Below are 15,615 nucleotides of genomic sequence, written 5' to 3'. Positions count from 1 at the left end.
TTTTTTTTTTTTTTTTTTTGAATGTAATGTTTTGAAAAACTGATGGTTAATGTTGTTTCGGTTCTGTGTTTTGTGACAGATTGTTTGCCTTACATTTTATATGAAAGCAATTGGTCTGTCGGTATTTTATTTTTTAGAAAAGCTCCAATTGAGTAGGAAGTAGTTTAAAAGACATTCGATGGTATTTTGTCGTGCCGTATTTTTTAATGGCTTCGCGGTGTTCAGTTGTGGGATAACCTTTGTTTTTTTTCCAATTATACATTGGGAACTCTTCATGAATTTTATCCATGTATTCATCGCGATACGTTTTAGCAAGAACCGAAGCTGCTGCAATACTTAAAAATTTAGCATCTCCTTTTATGATACTTTGATTAGGGATTGATTTTAGTAATTCGATTTCAGCTGTAGAAAATTGTTTTCCCACAGTATTCCTTAATCCCAGTTTTGCATTCAAGGATCGGTTTCCGTCAACAATAATAAATTCAGGTAGGGTGGTTAACTTTAAAACGCATTCCTGCATACCCTTCATCGAAGCATTCAGGATGTTTATTTCGTCAATTTCATCAGGCAGTAAATGTGTAACGGCAAAACTGATGGCCTGCTCTTCTATAATAGGTTTTAATAAGAATCGTGCTTTTTCAGACAATTGTTTACTGTCGTTTAAAATTTGGTTTTCAAAATTGGCAGGGAGAATTACGGCTGCTGCAGTTACCGGACCAGCCAGACATCCTCGGCCTGCTTCATCAGTTCCGGTTTCTAAAAGGTATCCTGAGAAGTTTTTTTGAAGCATTTTTTGAGTTTTTATATTCAAGGTCACAAATATTGTGATTTTTTTTAAGAGTGCTGAAAAACTTTTTTAAATAATAGCTTGGATTTGCGAAAAAGAAAATAAAAGATTCAATTTTTAAAGGGTCTGTAAAAGGGTCCGTTGTTTTTTAAGAGGCTTGCTTTTTCGCGGGTTCAAGTGTTAAAACTCTGTTAAGTGTTAAATTTACATAAATTGATGTTTTTAGCATAAATTAAGGAATATTGCTACTAAAAAGTATATAATCTAAATAAATTGTGATAGATCTTAGTAGATGTTTAGGAATTTAGGCTAAAAATAAGTTAAAAAATTTTGGTGTTTTAAGAAATAATTAAGATGTTTGCGCCATACTAATTCAAAATAAATTAAAATGAAATTAAAATTTAAATGGATTTTTACGCTTGTTGTGGCGTTGTCTATGCAGTTTTCTTTTGCTCAGGAGAGAACTGTTACTGGAAAAGTCTCTGATAAAACAGGGGTGATTCCGGGAGTAAATGTTCTTGTGAAAGGATCTAAAGTAAGTACTCAAACTGATTTTGACGGAAGTTATTCCATAAAGGCAAAGACAGGTGATGTTTTAGTTTATTCATATGTTGGTATGAATAACAAACAAGTAACTGTTGGTTCTTCAAATTCAGTAAATGTAGTGCTGGAGTCAGAAGCTCAATTAATGAACGAGGTTGTAGTTGTTGGTTACGGTGTACAAAAGAGAAAGGAAGTAACTGGTTCGATCTCTAAAATACAAGGAGCGGACATCGCTAATTTAGTAACTCCAAGTTTTGAAGGAGTTTTGGCAGGTAGAGCAGCTGGGGTTCAGGTTTTAACGAACACCGGTATTATTGGTGTTGCTCCAAAAATCAGAGTTAGAGGAGTATCTACGATCTCTGGACTTACAGAACCATTGGTTGTGGTTGACGGAATGCCAATTGTAACAGGAGACGTTGGTGGTTTAGCAGCTGCTAATGGTTTAGGAGATATTAATCCTGCTGATATTGAGTCTTTTGAGGTTTTGAAAGATGGTGCGGCAACAGCAATTTATGGATCTCGTGCTGCAAATGGAGTTATTTTGATTACTACAAAAAGTGGTAAAAAAGGAGCTCTAAAGGTTAATTTTAGTACTGTAATGGGTGTTGCTAGTGTTTATAAAAAATATGACGTTTTACAAACACCAGATTTTATAACTATATCTAATGAGAAAAGGGCTAATCTAGTTCCTGCTGTTGGTCCATGGGCTGCAGGTAATCAATATAATACTGACTGGCAAGGTGCTATATTTAGAAATGCACCACAATTAACTACTAATCTTTCGTTCAGTGGAGGTTCTGATAAAACTAAATATTTCTTGTCTCTAGGAGTAACAGATCAGAAAGGTATCAATCTTTCTAATGATATGAAAAGATACTCGATAAGAGCAAATATTGATCAGGATATCAATAAATGGTTAAGTATTGGTACGAATTTAAATGTTGTTAGGACGGAATACAACGGTTTGTCTACTGCTACAAGTGCGCTTTCAGGGAATATTTTTAATGCAATCAGACAGTTGCCTAACACACCAATTTATGATGCAAGTAATCCAACAGGATATAATATGACTGCCGCGACTGTAGGTCAGTGGGATAACTTAGCTCCTGTAGGAGATAATATTACTAATATTGTTTATGTTTTAAAGGAAAATAAATTTACTTCAACAGTAAATAGAGTGTTAGCAAATGTTTTCGCAAACGCAAAAATAACATCTGATTTATCTTATAGATTACAGGTTAGTGCTGATAACACTAATACAGGAGGATTTAGATATCAAAACCCAATCCAGGGGGACGGTCGTAATTCTAATGGAACTTTAGTAAATGATCATACAGAATATTTAAGATGGAACTGGCAAAATATCATTAATTACAAGAAGACATTTGCTGAAAATCATAATATAGGTATAACAGCTGTGGCTGAATATCAAAAACAAAGATACCAGTACTTCTTCGGATCAGGGTCAAATTTACTAAGTGAATTTTATAATCAAAATTTAGTTACAAATTCATATGCGACTAAAGATTCTGGAGGGTCAGTGACTGAAAATGGTATTATTTCTTATTTAGCTCGTGCAAATTATAACTACAAAGAGAAATATTTTATTCAAGGATCTATTAGACGTGATGGTCTTTCTAAATTTGGAAAAGACACAAGATACAATAACTTTCCTGGTGTATCTGCTGGTTGGACAGTTTCTAAAGAAAACTTTATGCAACCAATTAGTAACACTTTATCTGAGTTTAAATTAAGAGCTTCTTACTCAGAGGTTGGAAATACAGATATCTTAGGTGGTTCAAATTATCCAAGTAAAGGACTTACTATCAGTTCTCCTTATGGGACTTTAAATGGAATAGGATACTCTCAATTTGGTAATGATTTACTTCAATGGGAAACCAGTGCTAAAACTGATTTTGGAATTGACTTAGGTTTCTTTAATAATAGATTAAACTTAACATTTGACTATTACAAGAATGATATTAATGGAATTGTGTTAGCTGCGCCGGTTTCACCTTCTTTAGGTATTCCTTTTAATACAATTAATTCAAATATCGGAAGCATGTTAAGTGATGGATATGAGTTCTCTGCAAATTTTAAAGCAGTTAATAATGCAAATTTCACATGGGATGTGTCTGCTAACTTAACATTGGCTAAAAATAAAGTAACTGGTTTATATGGAGGTCAGGATATTGTAGGGGGTACTTCTTCTGATACTAATATTTCTCCAAACCTTATCTTAAGACAAGGAGAATCTTTGAATTCTTTATATGGTTACCAATATTATGGTGTAAATAAAGCAAATGGAAACCCAGTATATTATAAAGCTGATGGTACAATGGTACAAACGAAATTACCAGGACAAACTTTTGCAGTGTATGACCCAGCTAATCCAGCTGATGTTTCAAAAACAGGAACCCTTACAACTTCTGATAAAGTAATTTTAGGAAATACGTTACCTACTTATTATGGATCATTTACTTCTAATATGACTTATAAAAACTTAGATTTCGGATTTATGTTCAGATTTAGTGGAGGTAATAAAATTTTCAACTACACAAGAAGAGAGTTAATGAATCAAAACTTTAACAATAATGGAACAGAGATTTTAGGAAGATGGCAAAGTGTTGATAATCCTGGTGACGGATGGACACCTAGATTATATGCCGGAGCTAATAATGGTGTTAACTTTTCAGGAAATGCAACTTCTCGTTTTGTTGAAAACGGAGATTTTATATCACTTGACAATATTAGTTTAGGGTATTCTTTGCCAAAATCATTATTGGATAAAATTAAGGTAGATAGCTTCAGACTTTTTGTTCAGGCTCAAAATGTTTGGTTACTTAGTGATTACAAAGGAATTAATCCTGAGATGGAAACAAATGGTGTAGATATTAATACAACACCTCGTTCCAAAGTGATATCAATGGGGATTAATGTAAGTTTATAAAAAAATATGAAAAATTTAGTAAAAATACTTCTTATTTCTGTCTTAGCATTCGGGATGAATTCATGTACAGAAGAAAAAATATTGGACTTAGAGCCAGTAAATAATATTGGTGAAGGTGACGCTTTTTCTACACCATCATTAATTGAAGCTTATATGAACGGTGTATATAATGCTGCTTCTATTGGTACATATAATAGTGGAACTTCAAATGGAGGTAGAGGTTATATTTGGGGGGCAGCTTTTGTTGAGCAGGGAGATGTTAGAGGAGAGGATTTAGTTAATACGGCTACTTTCTATGAGTTAACATACAAAGCTCAAATTGATGCTGTATCACCAAATGCAGTGTACTATTGGGTTGATGGTTATAGATTAATCAACAGATGTAATTTAATGATAGAAGGTGTTGCTGGCGCTGTTGCGAAAGGGATAATCACTAAAGCTGCTGGAGATGATTATATTGGTCAGGCTAAGTTTTTAAGAGCAATTACTCATCTTGAGTTATTGACGTTCTTTGCAAAACCTTACAACTTTACGTCGGGTGCTACTCATCCAGGAGTAATTTACAGAGAAGTTGGAGTGAACACTCAAACAGAAATTAGTTCGGAAATAGGTAAGCCTAGAAATTCAGTTGCAGAATGTTATACAAAAATTATAGCAGATTTAAATGATGCTGAAGCTCTAATCACAACTGGTAATGGTACTACACTTGCAGGAAGAAATATTGCGAAAGCATCTAAATGGTCTGCAATTGCTTTTAAAACCAGGCTTTATTTACAAAAAAGAGATTGGGCAAATGTTATCACTGAAGGGACTAAATTAAATGGGGTATTTAGTTTGACTGCAACGCCAAGTGCGCCATTTGCTTCAACGGCCGCTAATTTAAATAACTCAGAGTCTATTCTGTCAATGCAGCATTCACCTACTTCGAACCCTAATACAAATGCAGCTTTAGCTAGTATCTTTAAATCTAGAACTTTGGTGGCAATTAGCCCAATTATTTGGAGAGATCCAAATTGGAAAGTAAATGATAAAAGAAGAGAAGAAGGTGTAATGGTAGTTACTGTTAATGGTAGAAAATATACTAACAAGTATAAAGATATTACAGATTTAACAGATGCAGCTCCTGTAATTAGATATGCTGAAGTTGTACTAAATATGGCTGAAGCTCAAGCTCGTTTGTCTACGGCAAATTTGCCTGCCGCTATAACATTATTAAATTCTGTGAGAGATAGATCTTTAGCTTCACCGACAACAGAAAGATATACATCTGTAACTCTTCCTACACAAGTAGACGTTGTAAAAGCTATTTTAGCAGAAAGAAGAATTGAATTCTTAGCTGAAGGACGCAGATGGACTGATATTCACAGATTGCAAGGAGATGATTTAGCACCTATTGCTGGTATTCCTGCAAAATATGATAACATTCCTCCAGTTCCTGCTGATTATGCATTAGGGACTCCATATACAGGTTCTCGCCCAATCGAAGCTATACCATATACTGATAGACGATTCTTATGGCCAATACCACAAATTGAAACAAATACCAACCCAGGACTTGAACAAAATACAGGTTGGTAGGATTACGATAAATATTTTGATTTTTTTTGAAAGCCCCCGATCATTTTTTTGATTGGGGGTTTTTGTTTTAATAATTTGGTTTGAAAAAGAATCCAGATAACAATGATTTGTTTTTTTATACGTTTTTATCTTTTACCTTTGCTTGATAAATTTTATCCAAATAATTACCTATAAAACAATCAAATGAGAATATTCATTTTTCTATATCTTTTAGTTGTACCAACTTTATTATTTTCTCAGGAAAAAACGACTTCTAAAAATAGTTTAGACATGAATACTAAATATTCGAGTATAACGGATACGGTAAAAAAGAAAAAAGCTAAGATCGCTACCATAGATCAATATCAAATTATCACATTGGAACACGATACAACATATGTAGATACTTCGTTAACTTTAAAAAGTGCTTATAAACAAAATCACCTTAGAAAAGACGATTTCGGACTTTTGGCTTTCTCGAACATCGGACAAACATTTAATACGTTACAATACAGTCTGACCAGTTTTTCTCCTTATCCTGAAATTGGTTTTAGCGGTAAACATTTTAATTACATGCAGGCCGATCAGATTAATTATTATTCGGCGGCTACTCCTTTAACAGAATTGTTCTTTAATACGACCATTAATAAAGGACAAAACGTTGACTCCTTTATTACCTTAAACACCTCAAAAAACCTTAATTTTTCTATAGCTTATAAAGGGTTGCGTTCAGAAGGAGATTATATCAATCAGCTGGTAAGTGCCGGAAATTTTAGGTTTACAACGAGTTATGCTACAACGGATAAAAGATATGCTATAAATGCACACTATACGTATCAGGATATTTCTAATCAAGAGAATGGCGGGATTACGACACCTACAGATTTTGAAAGTGATAATAAGGATTATAAAAACCGTCAGAGATTACAAGTGTATCTTACAGATGCAAAATCCTTTTTAAAAGGAAGACGCCTGTTTTTTGATCATGCGTTCAGAGTAAATCCAAAAAACGGAAGCAATAATTTATATGTAACACATCAGTTTAATTACGAAAATAAACTTTTTGAATACACTCAGGCAACACTAGCTTCAAATATTGGTAATGGGACGGCGTTTCAACGCTTTGGAGATTCGTATGTTACAAGTGGTATTAACGATAAAACGAAATACGAAAGACTCTACAATAAGGCAGGACTTACTTACGAAAACTCCCTTTTAGGAAAATTTAATTTTTTTGTAGACGATTACCGATCCAATTACGAGTACGGAAGAATTATTATTAGGAAAGACAAAACAGTTGTACCGGATAATTTATTTGTACAAATTAATAATTTCGGAGGTCAGTACGAATATCAAAAAAATAAATGGAACGGTCGTTTTCTGTATTCTAGATCGATTACAAACCAGTCACTTTCTAACTTAGATGCGAAACTAAGATACGATATGAATGATAAAATTCAGTTTGATTTCAGATATCGTAACATCAATAAATTACCAAACAACAACTTCAATTTATACCAAAGCAGTTACACAGAGTACAACTGGTCGCATAATTTTAAAAATGAAAAAATTAACTCGCTTAGTGCTAATGTGTCAACACCTTGGTTAAATGCAGAAGTTCAATATACCGTTTTAAACGATCATCTTTATTTTAGAGATAAATCTACTGATGTTCAGGCAGCTGCACATATTCAGATTATTGAGCCGGCTCAATATGGGAATGCGATTAATTATCTGGAAATTAAAGCAAGCCGTGAGTTTAAATTTGGCCGATTTGCCTTAGACAACACACTTTTATATCAAAAGGTTGGCCAGTCGGATTTGATTCTTAATGTACCTGATTTTGTGACCAGAAATACCTTCTATTATTCAGGTTACTTTTTTAAGAAAGCATTGTACATGCAATCCGGAGTTGTATTCAATTATTTTACAAAATATTACGGAAATGACTATAATCCGGTTGTAGGAGAGTTTTTTGTTCAGAATGATAAAAAGATTGGCGGTTATCCGTTATTCGATCTTTTTCTGAACGCCAGAATTCGTCAGACCCGCTTTTATTTTAAAGCAGAACACATAAACGCATTATTCTCAAAAAGCGATTATTATTCAGCACCTAATAATCCCTATCGTGATTTTGTAATCCGATTTGGTTTGGTTTGGAATTTCTTCCAATAAGAGTAGGCGCTTCATAGATTAAAAACCAAATATTAAAATTCAAATAGAAATGGACTTTTCAAAAAACATTTTAGAAACAATAGGTAATACACCATTGGTAAAACTCAACAAAATTGTTGCTGAAATAGATGCACTGGTATTGGCAAAAGTCGAAACATTTAATCCCGGAAATTCTGTTAAAGACAGAATGGCTGTGAAAATGATTGAAGATGCAGAGGCAGATGGCCGATTAAAACCGGGAGGAACTATTATTGAAGGGACTTCAGGAAATACAGGAATGGGATTAGCACTTGTAGCGATCATTAAAGGCTACAAATTGATCTGTGTAATGTCTGACAAACAGTCGAAAGAAAAAATGGATATCTTACGTGCAGTAGGAGCCAAAGTGGTAGTTTGTCCTACCGATGTTGAGCCTACCGATCCACGTTCTTACTACTCGGTTTCAAAACGCCTGGCTAGTGAAACGCCAAATTCATGGTACGTAAATCAATACGATAACATGTCTAATGCATTGGCGCATTATGAGCAAACCGGACCTGAAATCTGGAAACAGACAGAGGGAAAGATTACTCATTTTGTAGTGGGAGTAGGAACAGGGGGAACTATTTCGGGAGTTGGAAAATATTTAAAAGAACAAAATCCAAATATTAAGATCTGGGGAATTGATACCTATGGTTCTGTTTTTAAAAAATACCATGAAACTGGAATTTTCGACGAGAATGAAATCTATTCTTATATCACAGAAGGAATCGGGGAAGATATTTTACCTAAAAATGTCGACTTCTCTTTAATTGACGGATTCACCAAAGTAACAGACAAAGATGCGGCAGTTTACACCAGAAAAATTGCTTTAGAAGAAGCTATTTTTGTTGGGAATTCAGCAGGAGCCTGTATAAAAGGATTGTTACAGTTAAAAGAGCATTTCAAACCGGATGACGTTGTAGTAGTGTTGTTTCATGACTCAGGAAGCCGTTATGTAGGTAAAATGTTTAATGACGACTGGATGCGCGAACGTGGTTTCCTGGAAGAAAATGTTACAAAAGCAGAAGACGTTATTAAAGATCATATCGATAAACAATTAATTGTCGTTCGTACCGAAGAATTAGTTTCTCACGCCATCGAACGTATGCGTAAGTATAAAATTTCACAAATTCCGGTGGTAGATATCAATGGATTTGTTGGGTCTGTCGACGAAACGGATTTATTCAGAAGTTACGTTGCCGATAAAAACGTTGCCGAGAAACCGATTAAAGAAGTAATGGGGAAACCTTTTCCAATCGTAAAATTAGGAACACCAATTGAAGAAGTTTCTAAGCTGTTTACAAAAGAAAATGATGCCGTTTTAGTAGATCTTGGAAACGGAAGCCATCATATTATTACAAAATATGATATCATTGGGTCAATAAAATAAGACAATTTTTAATAAATTTATAAATCCATAAATCTAATTTGAAACGATTAGATTTATGGATTTTTTGAATAAATAGATTTGAATATGAACTTTACCGCCATAGATTTTGAAACCGCAACCAGTTATCATCCGTGTTCTGTTGGGATAGTAACTGTAGAAAACGGAATAATTGTAGACGAATTTGTTACTTTGATAAAACCACCAAACAATCAATACAATCCATTTACAATTCAGGTTCATGGGATATATCCACGAGATACTGTTAATGCAAAATCTTTTAAACAAATCTATCCGGAAATAGAAAAGAGATTAAAAAAATAGGGTTATTGTGGCACATAATGAAAGTTTTGATCGCAATGTACTAATGAAATCAATGGCGCTTTACGACCTAAATTATGACGATTTAAATATTGCTGCTAAATGGGAGTGTACGGTCAAAATTTATAAGGCAAAAGGCCTCAAACCTACTAAACTTAGCGACTGTTGTCGCGAGATGAAAATTCAGTTGAATCATCATGAGGCATTATCGGATGCACGTGCTTGCGCCAGATTGTATCTGCTAAAATAAAAAAAACACATAATTTGTAAGATTATTGCTTCTTTTTTTGATTAATTTAGGGCTTTGCAAATCATTACTATAAGCCTAAATATGAAAGAAGATTTTCTTCATTATCTCTGGAGATTCAAAAAGTTTGAAACTCTGGATCTTAGAACTACGCAGAATGAACCGCTCATCATTATTAAAACGGGTGATTATCTGGAACTTTCCGGGCCGGATTTCTTCAATGCTCAAATTATAATAGGAAATCAAAAATGGGCAGGTAATATCGAAATACATCTCAAGTCTTCAGATTGGTATGTACACGGTCACGAAAAAGATACCGCTTACGACAATGTAATTTTGCATGTGGTTTGGGAACACGATACGGAGATTTTTGGAAAGAATAATATCGAGATTCCGGTTTTGGTTTTAAAAGAGTATACTTCTAAAGAAATGATTACTAATTATAATGCTCTTATAGCACCCAAATCATGGATATTCTGCGAAAAAAGTATCACTGAAATTGACGAGTTTGTTTTTAAAAACTGGCAGGAAAGACTATTTTTCGAGCGTTTAGAGCGTAAAGCAATATTTATTTATGATTTACTGGAGGAATATCAGCAGGACTGGGAAGAAGTCTTATTCTCATTGTTCGCAAGGAATTTTGGATTGAATACCAATGGAAATTCTTTTCTGCAAATGGCAAAATCCCTTCCGTTTTCAATTGTTCGAAAGGAAAGCTTTGAAGTTGAAAATCTGGAAGCATTGTTTTTCGGTACCATTGGGTTGTTAGACGCTGATAAAGAAGATGTGTATTTTACCGACTTAAAAATTAGGTATTATTATCTGTTGAACAAATACCAGCTAAAAAAGCATCATATAGATCCAATTCAGTTTTATAAGCATCGTCCGGATAATTTTCCAACCATTCGGCTTTCACAACTTGCTAATTTATATCAAAAACAAAACCTGTTTTCCAAAATAATCGCTGCAAAATCAGTTGAGGAAGTACGTAAGCTGTTGATAGTATCTGCAAATCCATATTGGCAGAACCATTATCAGTTTGATAAAGAAAGTTCCAGAAAACCAAAGGCTTTATCTCGTGCATTTATCGACTTACTCATTATAAATACGATTATTCCGCTGCAGTTTGCCTATGCAGCTACAAGAGATGAATCAATTGCTGAAGAGTTAATTTCTTTTATGAATCAGGTTGAACCGGAGAGCAATGCGATTATTAGTAAATTTGAGTTCTTTGGAGTAAAGGCTGAAAATGCTTTTGAAACTCAGGCACTTTTAGAACTTAAAAAAGAATATTGTAATCAGAAAGCCTGTTTAAAATGTGCATTGGGCATTGAGCTGCTTAAGAATAATTAGAAAATTAGATAATGAGGTAATGTGATAATTTTTTATTTTAGGGAAATGTTCATTTCAAAAATCTACAATCTGTAATTAGAAAACGAGACAATGTGATAATTTTGTATTTTTGTAGAAATAGACAAATCAAAAATCTACAATCTAAAATCAATAAAATGTCGGCTATTTTAAAACTTAAATTCTTTTTTGAAAAATATGGTTTTCACGTATCTTCAAGATTAGCTGATAAACTTGGAATGCGCGTGACAAGTGTGAGGTTGTTTTTTATTTACATTTCATTTGTTACCGCCGGACTTGGATTCGGAATTTACCTTACTCTGGCTTTTTGGATTCGTTTAAAAGATCTGATTCGCGCCAAACGAACTTCGGTATTTGATTTATAAAAAAAGCTCCAAATTTTATTTGGAGCTTTTTTAGTTTTTTATTCTTCGATTTCGTTATTGTTAAGTCTTGATCTCTTCTTACTGTATCCAAAATAAACCAGAATACCAACTGCCAGCCAACCAAGTGAAAGTAGTTGAGCATCATGGCTTAAATTGATCATTAAGTAAGTATTGATAGCGATACCTAAAACAGCAATGATTGGTAAAGCAGGAACCTTGAAAGTTCTCGTTAATCCAGGTTGTTTTACCCTTAAAATCCAAACTGCGATACAAACCATTGTAAAGGCAAACAAAGTTCCAAAACTCGTCATATCGGCTAGTTTATTAATAGGTGTAAAAGCAGCAACTGTAGCAATGATACCACCTAAGATGATTAGATTCGTTTTTGGAGTTCCTGAAAGTGGATTTACTTTAGAGAACACAGCAGGAATTAATCCATCTTTCGACATACCAAGGAAAATTCTGGATTGCCCCATGATCATTACCATTAATACAGAAACAAGACCTATTGTTGCAGCAATTGTAATAATAAAACCAGCCCATCCTTGTCCGGCAATATCAAATGCATACGCAACAGGAGCTTTAATAGCATCAGGATATTTTCCTAGTGGATTGAAATCTTTATAGTTCATCATTCCTGTTAGTACTAAAGAAACAAGAATATATAAGGTAGTACAAATTAATAAGGAAGCAATGATCGCAAACGGAACATCTTTTTTAGGGTTTACCGCTTCTCCAGCCTGAGTCGAAACAGCATCGAAACCTACATAAGCAAAGAAAATGGCAGCAGCACCGGAAACAATTCCTCCAATACCGTAAGCATTGTGAGTAGTCTCTTTTTCTATAATTTGAGTAGCTGCCGGAATAAACGGGCTCCAGTTTGCAGTATTGATAAAGAAAAGACCAGCGATAATTACAAATATTACAGCTGAAACTTTAAGAATAACAATGAAATTGTTTGCTTTTGCAGCACTTTTAGTTCCTTTAATAAGTAAAGAAATAACCAAAATAACAATTAAAAAAGCCGGAAGATTCATAGAAAAACCCTCTCCCGAGTAACTGGCAGGGTCTGTTGTGAGCCATTCGGGCAAATGGATGTGAAACATTTTAAGCAGTTTATTAAAATATCCGGACCAGGAAACGGCGACGGTCATCGATCCCATCGCATATTCGAGGATAAGTCCCCAACCGATAATCCAGGCGAAAATTTCTCCAATTGTTCCATATGCGTAGGCATAAGCAGAACCTTCAACAGGCAAAATAGAGGCAAACTCAGAATAACAAAGAGCTGCGAAAACACAGGCAATCCCTGCAATGATGAAGGAAACAGCTAAGGCCGGACCAGCGTGGTAATAGGCTCCGGTACCTGTAAGTACAAAAATTCCTCCTCCAATAATGGCACCAACACCAATGGCTGTAAGGCTCCATTTTCCTAAAACTCTTTTTAAATCACTTTTTTTCATATCGGCCTCAAAGGCTGATATAGGTTTAACTCTCCAAATTGACATATATTATATTGGTTTATTTGTTACTAAGCTCCAAATGTATCGTTTTTTGTAAAAAATAAAAACAATTATCTCATTTTTAGTTGTAAAATATTAAATATTTTGACAAAACCTCCGTTTATCAATCTTTCCGGGCTGAGATTCATTAAATTAATTAGTCATAAATAATGAAAAATGTAATTTTTTAAAACGCAATATTTTTGCTAATTTTCTTAATAAAGCTTTAAGATTTTCTTATTTTAGCAATTCACAAAATGAAAGAAAATTTTTAATAAAATGAAATTAAAGCGTTTTGAAGTCCTTTTGAAGTTTACACGAGAACAACGTAAAGGAGTTTTTTGGCTCTTTATTATTATAGTTGTACTACAGGCGGTTTACTTTCTTGTTGATTTCGATATTTCGGAGAAGATTGCTCCTCAAGAAAAGCAGTGGTTGACTTTGCAATCCGAAATAGATTCTTTAAAACTTTTAAAATTTGGAGAGAAAAGAAAGGTCTATGCTTTTAATCCAAATTTCATCACCGATTACAAAGCGTACAAATTAGGAATGTCTGTTCAGGAGATCGATCGTCTGCTGGCGTTCCGAAAAGAGAACAAATATGTAAATTCAGCAAAAGAATTTCAGGAGGTCACAAAAATCTCAGATTCTTTACTGGATGTAATTTCTCCACTTTTTAAATTTCCGAACTGGGTTAAGAATAAATCAAGTCATAAGATGGAAAGAAACGAGTTTGTAAAAGAACCTGTTTATAAGAAAGGGAAAATTATAGTGCTTGATATTAATGATGCTACCCAGGAAGATTTAGTTAAGATATATGGTATAGGGGAAGCTTTATCGTTAAGGATATTGAAGCAAAGAGAAGTTTTGGGAGGTTTTGTTTCGATGGAACAAATGAATGAGGTTTGGGGGCTTTCACCAGAGGTTGTAAAAGAATTGACGGCGCATTTTAAAGTGGTAATTCCTTCCTCTTTAAAAAAAATCTCCATAAACGAAGCCTCTTTAAAAGAGTTGGCAAAGTTTCCTTACTTCCGATATGCATTGGCCAAAGAAATTGTAACGTATCGAAGTATGAATGGAAATATTAATAATATTGAGGATTTGTCAAAAATTAAAGGTTTTCCTATTGAAAAAGCAAAAATAATTAGTTTATATTTGGAGTTCTAAAAAAAAACAGAATTACAATGGATTTTCAATATAATGAAACGCAGTTGATGATTGCGCAATCAATAAAAGATTTTGCAGAGAAAAATATCCGACCAAATATCATGGAATGGGATGAATCTCAAATTTTTCCAGTTTCCCTGTTCAAGCAATTGGGAGAAATGGGGTTTATGGGAGTTTTGGTTCCTGAAGAGTATGGTGGTTCCGGTTTAGGGTATCACGAATATATCACCGTTGTAGAAGAGATTGCAAAAGTAGATCCTTCAATTGGTTTATCTGTTGCGGCTCATAATTCATTATGCACCAACCATATTTTGACTTTCGGTAACGAAGAACAAAAGAAAAAATGGCTGCCAAAATTGGCGACAGCGGAACATATTGGAGCCTGGGGATTAACCGAGCACAATACCGGTTCAGATGCGGGAGGAATGAATACGACCGCAGTTAAAGAGGGTGATGAATGGATTATAAACGGAGCGAAAAACTTTATTACACATGCTATCTCCGGAGATATTGCAGTAGTAATTGTTCGTACCGGTGAAAAAGGAGATTCAAAAGGAATGACGGCTTTTGTTTTGGAGAAAGGAATGAAAGGATTTAGCTCAGGAAAGAAAGAAAATAAATTGGGAATGCGTGCCAGTGAAACTGCCGAGTTGGTTTTTGACGGCTGTCGCGTTCCGGATGCAAACAGATTGGGAGAAGTAGGACAAGGATTTGTTCAGGCGATGAAAATATTAGACGGGGGACGAATTTCAATCGGAGCTTTATCTTTGGGAATTTCAAAAGGAGCTTATGAAGCAGCTTTGAAATATTCAAAAGAGAGATACCAATTTGGTCAGCCTATCAGTAATTTTCAGGGTATATCTTTCAAATTAGCAGATATGGCTACTGAAATAGAAGCCTCGGAGTTGTTATTGCATAAAGCAGCTTATTTAAAACAACAGCATAAGCCGGTTACAACATTAGGAGCTATGGCGAAGATGTATGCTTCCGAAGCTTGTGTGAAAATTGCCAACGAGGCGGTTCAGATTCACGGAGGTTACGGTTATACAAAAGATTTTCCGGTAGAGAAATTCTATAGAGATTCTAAATTGTGTACCATTGGAGAAGGAACAACCGAAATTCAAAAAGTGGTTATTTCGAGAAATTTGTTGAAAGAGTAAGGAATGTAGAGTAAGGAATATAGAGTAAGGAATATAGAGTAAAGAGAATAGAACAAAGAATA

10 protein-coding genes and 1 pseudogene are annotated in these 15,615 nt (G+C 34.2%); 9 read left to right on the top strand and 2 right to left on the bottom strand.

Features of this window, described 5'->3' with window-relative positions:
* Positions 1-133 precede the first annotated feature (133 nt).
* Entirely contained in the window at positions 134-790 is a 657-nt protein-coding gene (locus tag B0A80_RS09145) for a ribonuclease HII (protein WP_089077082.1), read from the bottom strand.
* Positions 791-1,175: 385 nt separating this feature from the next.
* Here B0A80_RS09145 and B0A80_RS09140 point away from each other — a divergent pair, with 385 nt between their 5' ends.
* The 7 genes and pseudogenes from B0A80_RS09140 (at position 1,176) to B0A80_RS09110 (ending at position 11,724) form a co-directional block, all read left to right on the top strand.
* A complete protein-coding gene (locus tag B0A80_RS09140) occupies positions 1,176-4,280 on the top strand; it encodes a SusC/RagA family TonB-linked outer membrane protein (RefSeq protein WP_089077081.1) in 3,105 nt (1,034 codons plus the stop codon).
* Positions 4,281-4,286: 6 nt separating this feature from the next.
* Positions 4,287-5,858, top strand: coding sequence for a RagB/SusD family nutrient uptake outer membrane protein (locus tag B0A80_RS09135; RefSeq protein ID WP_089077080.1), 1,572 nt, complete (start codon positions 4,287-4,289; stop codon positions 5,856-5,858).
* A 183-nt stretch (positions 5,859-6,041) separates the two neighbouring features.
* Positions 6,042-8,012 (top strand): putative porin, encoded by a 1,971-nt coding sequence (locus B0A80_RS09130; RefSeq protein WP_089077079.1) that lies wholly within the window; start codon positions 6,042-6,044, stop codon positions 8,010-8,012.
* A 49-nt stretch (positions 8,013-8,061) separates the two neighbouring features.
* Positions 8,062-9,423 carry a pyridoxal-phosphate dependent enzyme gene (locus B0A80_RS09125; protein ID WP_070905500.1) on the top strand — a complete coding sequence of 454 codons (1,362 nt, stop codon included), beginning with the start codon at positions 8,062-8,064 and terminating at the stop codon, positions 9,421-9,423.
* Positions 9,424-9,507: 84 nt separating this feature from the next.
* Positions 9,508-9,991: pseudogene (locus B0A80_RS09120) on the top strand (3'-5' exonuclease).
* Positions 9,992-10,072: 81 nt separating this feature from the next.
* On the top strand, positions 10,073-11,341 hold the full coding sequence (locus B0A80_RS09115; protein ID WP_089077078.1) for a DUF2851 family protein: 1,269 nt from the start codon (positions 10,073-10,075) through the stop codon (positions 11,339-11,341).
* Positions 11,342-11,496: 155 nt separating this feature from the next.
* The gene (locus B0A80_RS09110; protein WP_026985787.1) at positions 11,497-11,724 is read left to right on the top strand and encodes a PspC family transcriptional regulator; all 228 of its coding nucleotides are present in this window, start codon (positions 11,497-11,499) and stop codon (positions 11,722-11,724) included.
* 38 nt (positions 11,725-11,762) lie between these two features.
* Here B0A80_RS09110 and B0A80_RS09105 read toward each other — a convergent pair whose 3' ends face one another.
* Entirely contained in the window at positions 11,763-13,232 is a 1,470-nt protein-coding gene (locus tag B0A80_RS09105) for an APC family permease (protein ID WP_070905498.1), read from the bottom strand.
* Positions 13,233-13,505: 273 nt separating this feature from the next.
* Here B0A80_RS09105 and B0A80_RS09100 point away from each other — a divergent pair, with 273 nt between their 5' ends.
* Together B0A80_RS09100 and B0A80_RS09095 are read left to right on the top strand one after the other, a co-directional pair.
* Positions 13,506-14,393: a ComEA family DNA-binding protein gene (locus B0A80_RS09100; RefSeq protein ID WP_089077077.1), complete on the top strand. Its 888-nt coding sequence runs from the start codon at positions 13,506-13,508 to the stop codon at positions 14,391-14,393.
* A 17-nt stretch (positions 14,394-14,410) separates the two neighbouring features.
* Positions 14,411-15,553 (top strand): acyl-CoA dehydrogenase family protein, encoded by a 1,143-nt coding sequence (locus B0A80_RS09095; RefSeq protein ID WP_017496719.1) that lies wholly within the window; start codon positions 14,411-14,413, stop codon positions 15,551-15,553.
* The last annotated feature ends 62 nt before the right edge of the window (positions 15,554-15,615 follow it).

The organism is Flavobacterium tructae, from assembly GCF_002217475.1.
Taxonomy (GTDB): domain Bacteria; phylum Bacteroidota; class Bacteroidia; order Flavobacteriales; family Flavobacteriaceae; genus Flavobacterium; species Flavobacterium tructae.
Note: the sequence above shows the minus strand (reverse complement) of the source record. Positions and strands in the feature narration are given on the sequence as shown.

Coding starts and splice junctions, on each gene's coding strand:
- B0A80_RS09135 (WP_089077080.1), top strand. CDS start 4,287: ATGAAAAATTTAGTAAAAATACTTCTTATTTCTGTCTTAGCATTCGGG.
- B0A80_RS09145 (WP_089077082.1), bottom strand. CDS start 790: ATGCTTCAAAAAAACTTCTCAGGATACCTTTTAGAAACCGGAACTGAT.
- B0A80_RS09115 (WP_089077078.1), top strand. CDS start 10,073: ATGAAAGAAGATTTTCTTCATTATCTCTGGAGATTCAAAAAGTTTGAA.
- B0A80_RS09095 (WP_017496719.1), top strand. CDS start 14,411: ATGGATTTTCAATATAATGAAACGCAGTTGATGATTGCGCAATCAATA.
- B0A80_RS09100 (WP_089077077.1), top strand. CDS start 13,506: ATGAAATTAAAGCGTTTTGAAGTCCTTTTGAAGTTTACACGAGAACAA.
- B0A80_RS09130 (WP_089077079.1), top strand. CDS start 6,042: ATGAGAATATTCATTTTTCTATATCTTTTAGTTGTACCAACTTTATTA.
- B0A80_RS09105 (WP_070905498.1), bottom strand. CDS start 13,232: ATGTCAATTTGGAGAGTTAAACCTATATCAGCCTTTGAGGCCGATATG.
- B0A80_RS09110 (WP_026985787.1), top strand. CDS start 11,497: ATGTCGGCTATTTTAAAACTTAAATTCTTTTTTGAAAAATATGGTTTT.
- B0A80_RS09125 (WP_070905500.1), top strand. CDS start 8,062: ATGGACTTTTCAAAAAACATTTTAGAAACAATAGGTAATACACCATTG.
- B0A80_RS09140 (WP_089077081.1), top strand. CDS start 1,176: ATGAAATTAAAATTTAAATGGATTTTTACGCTTGTTGTGGCGTTGTCT.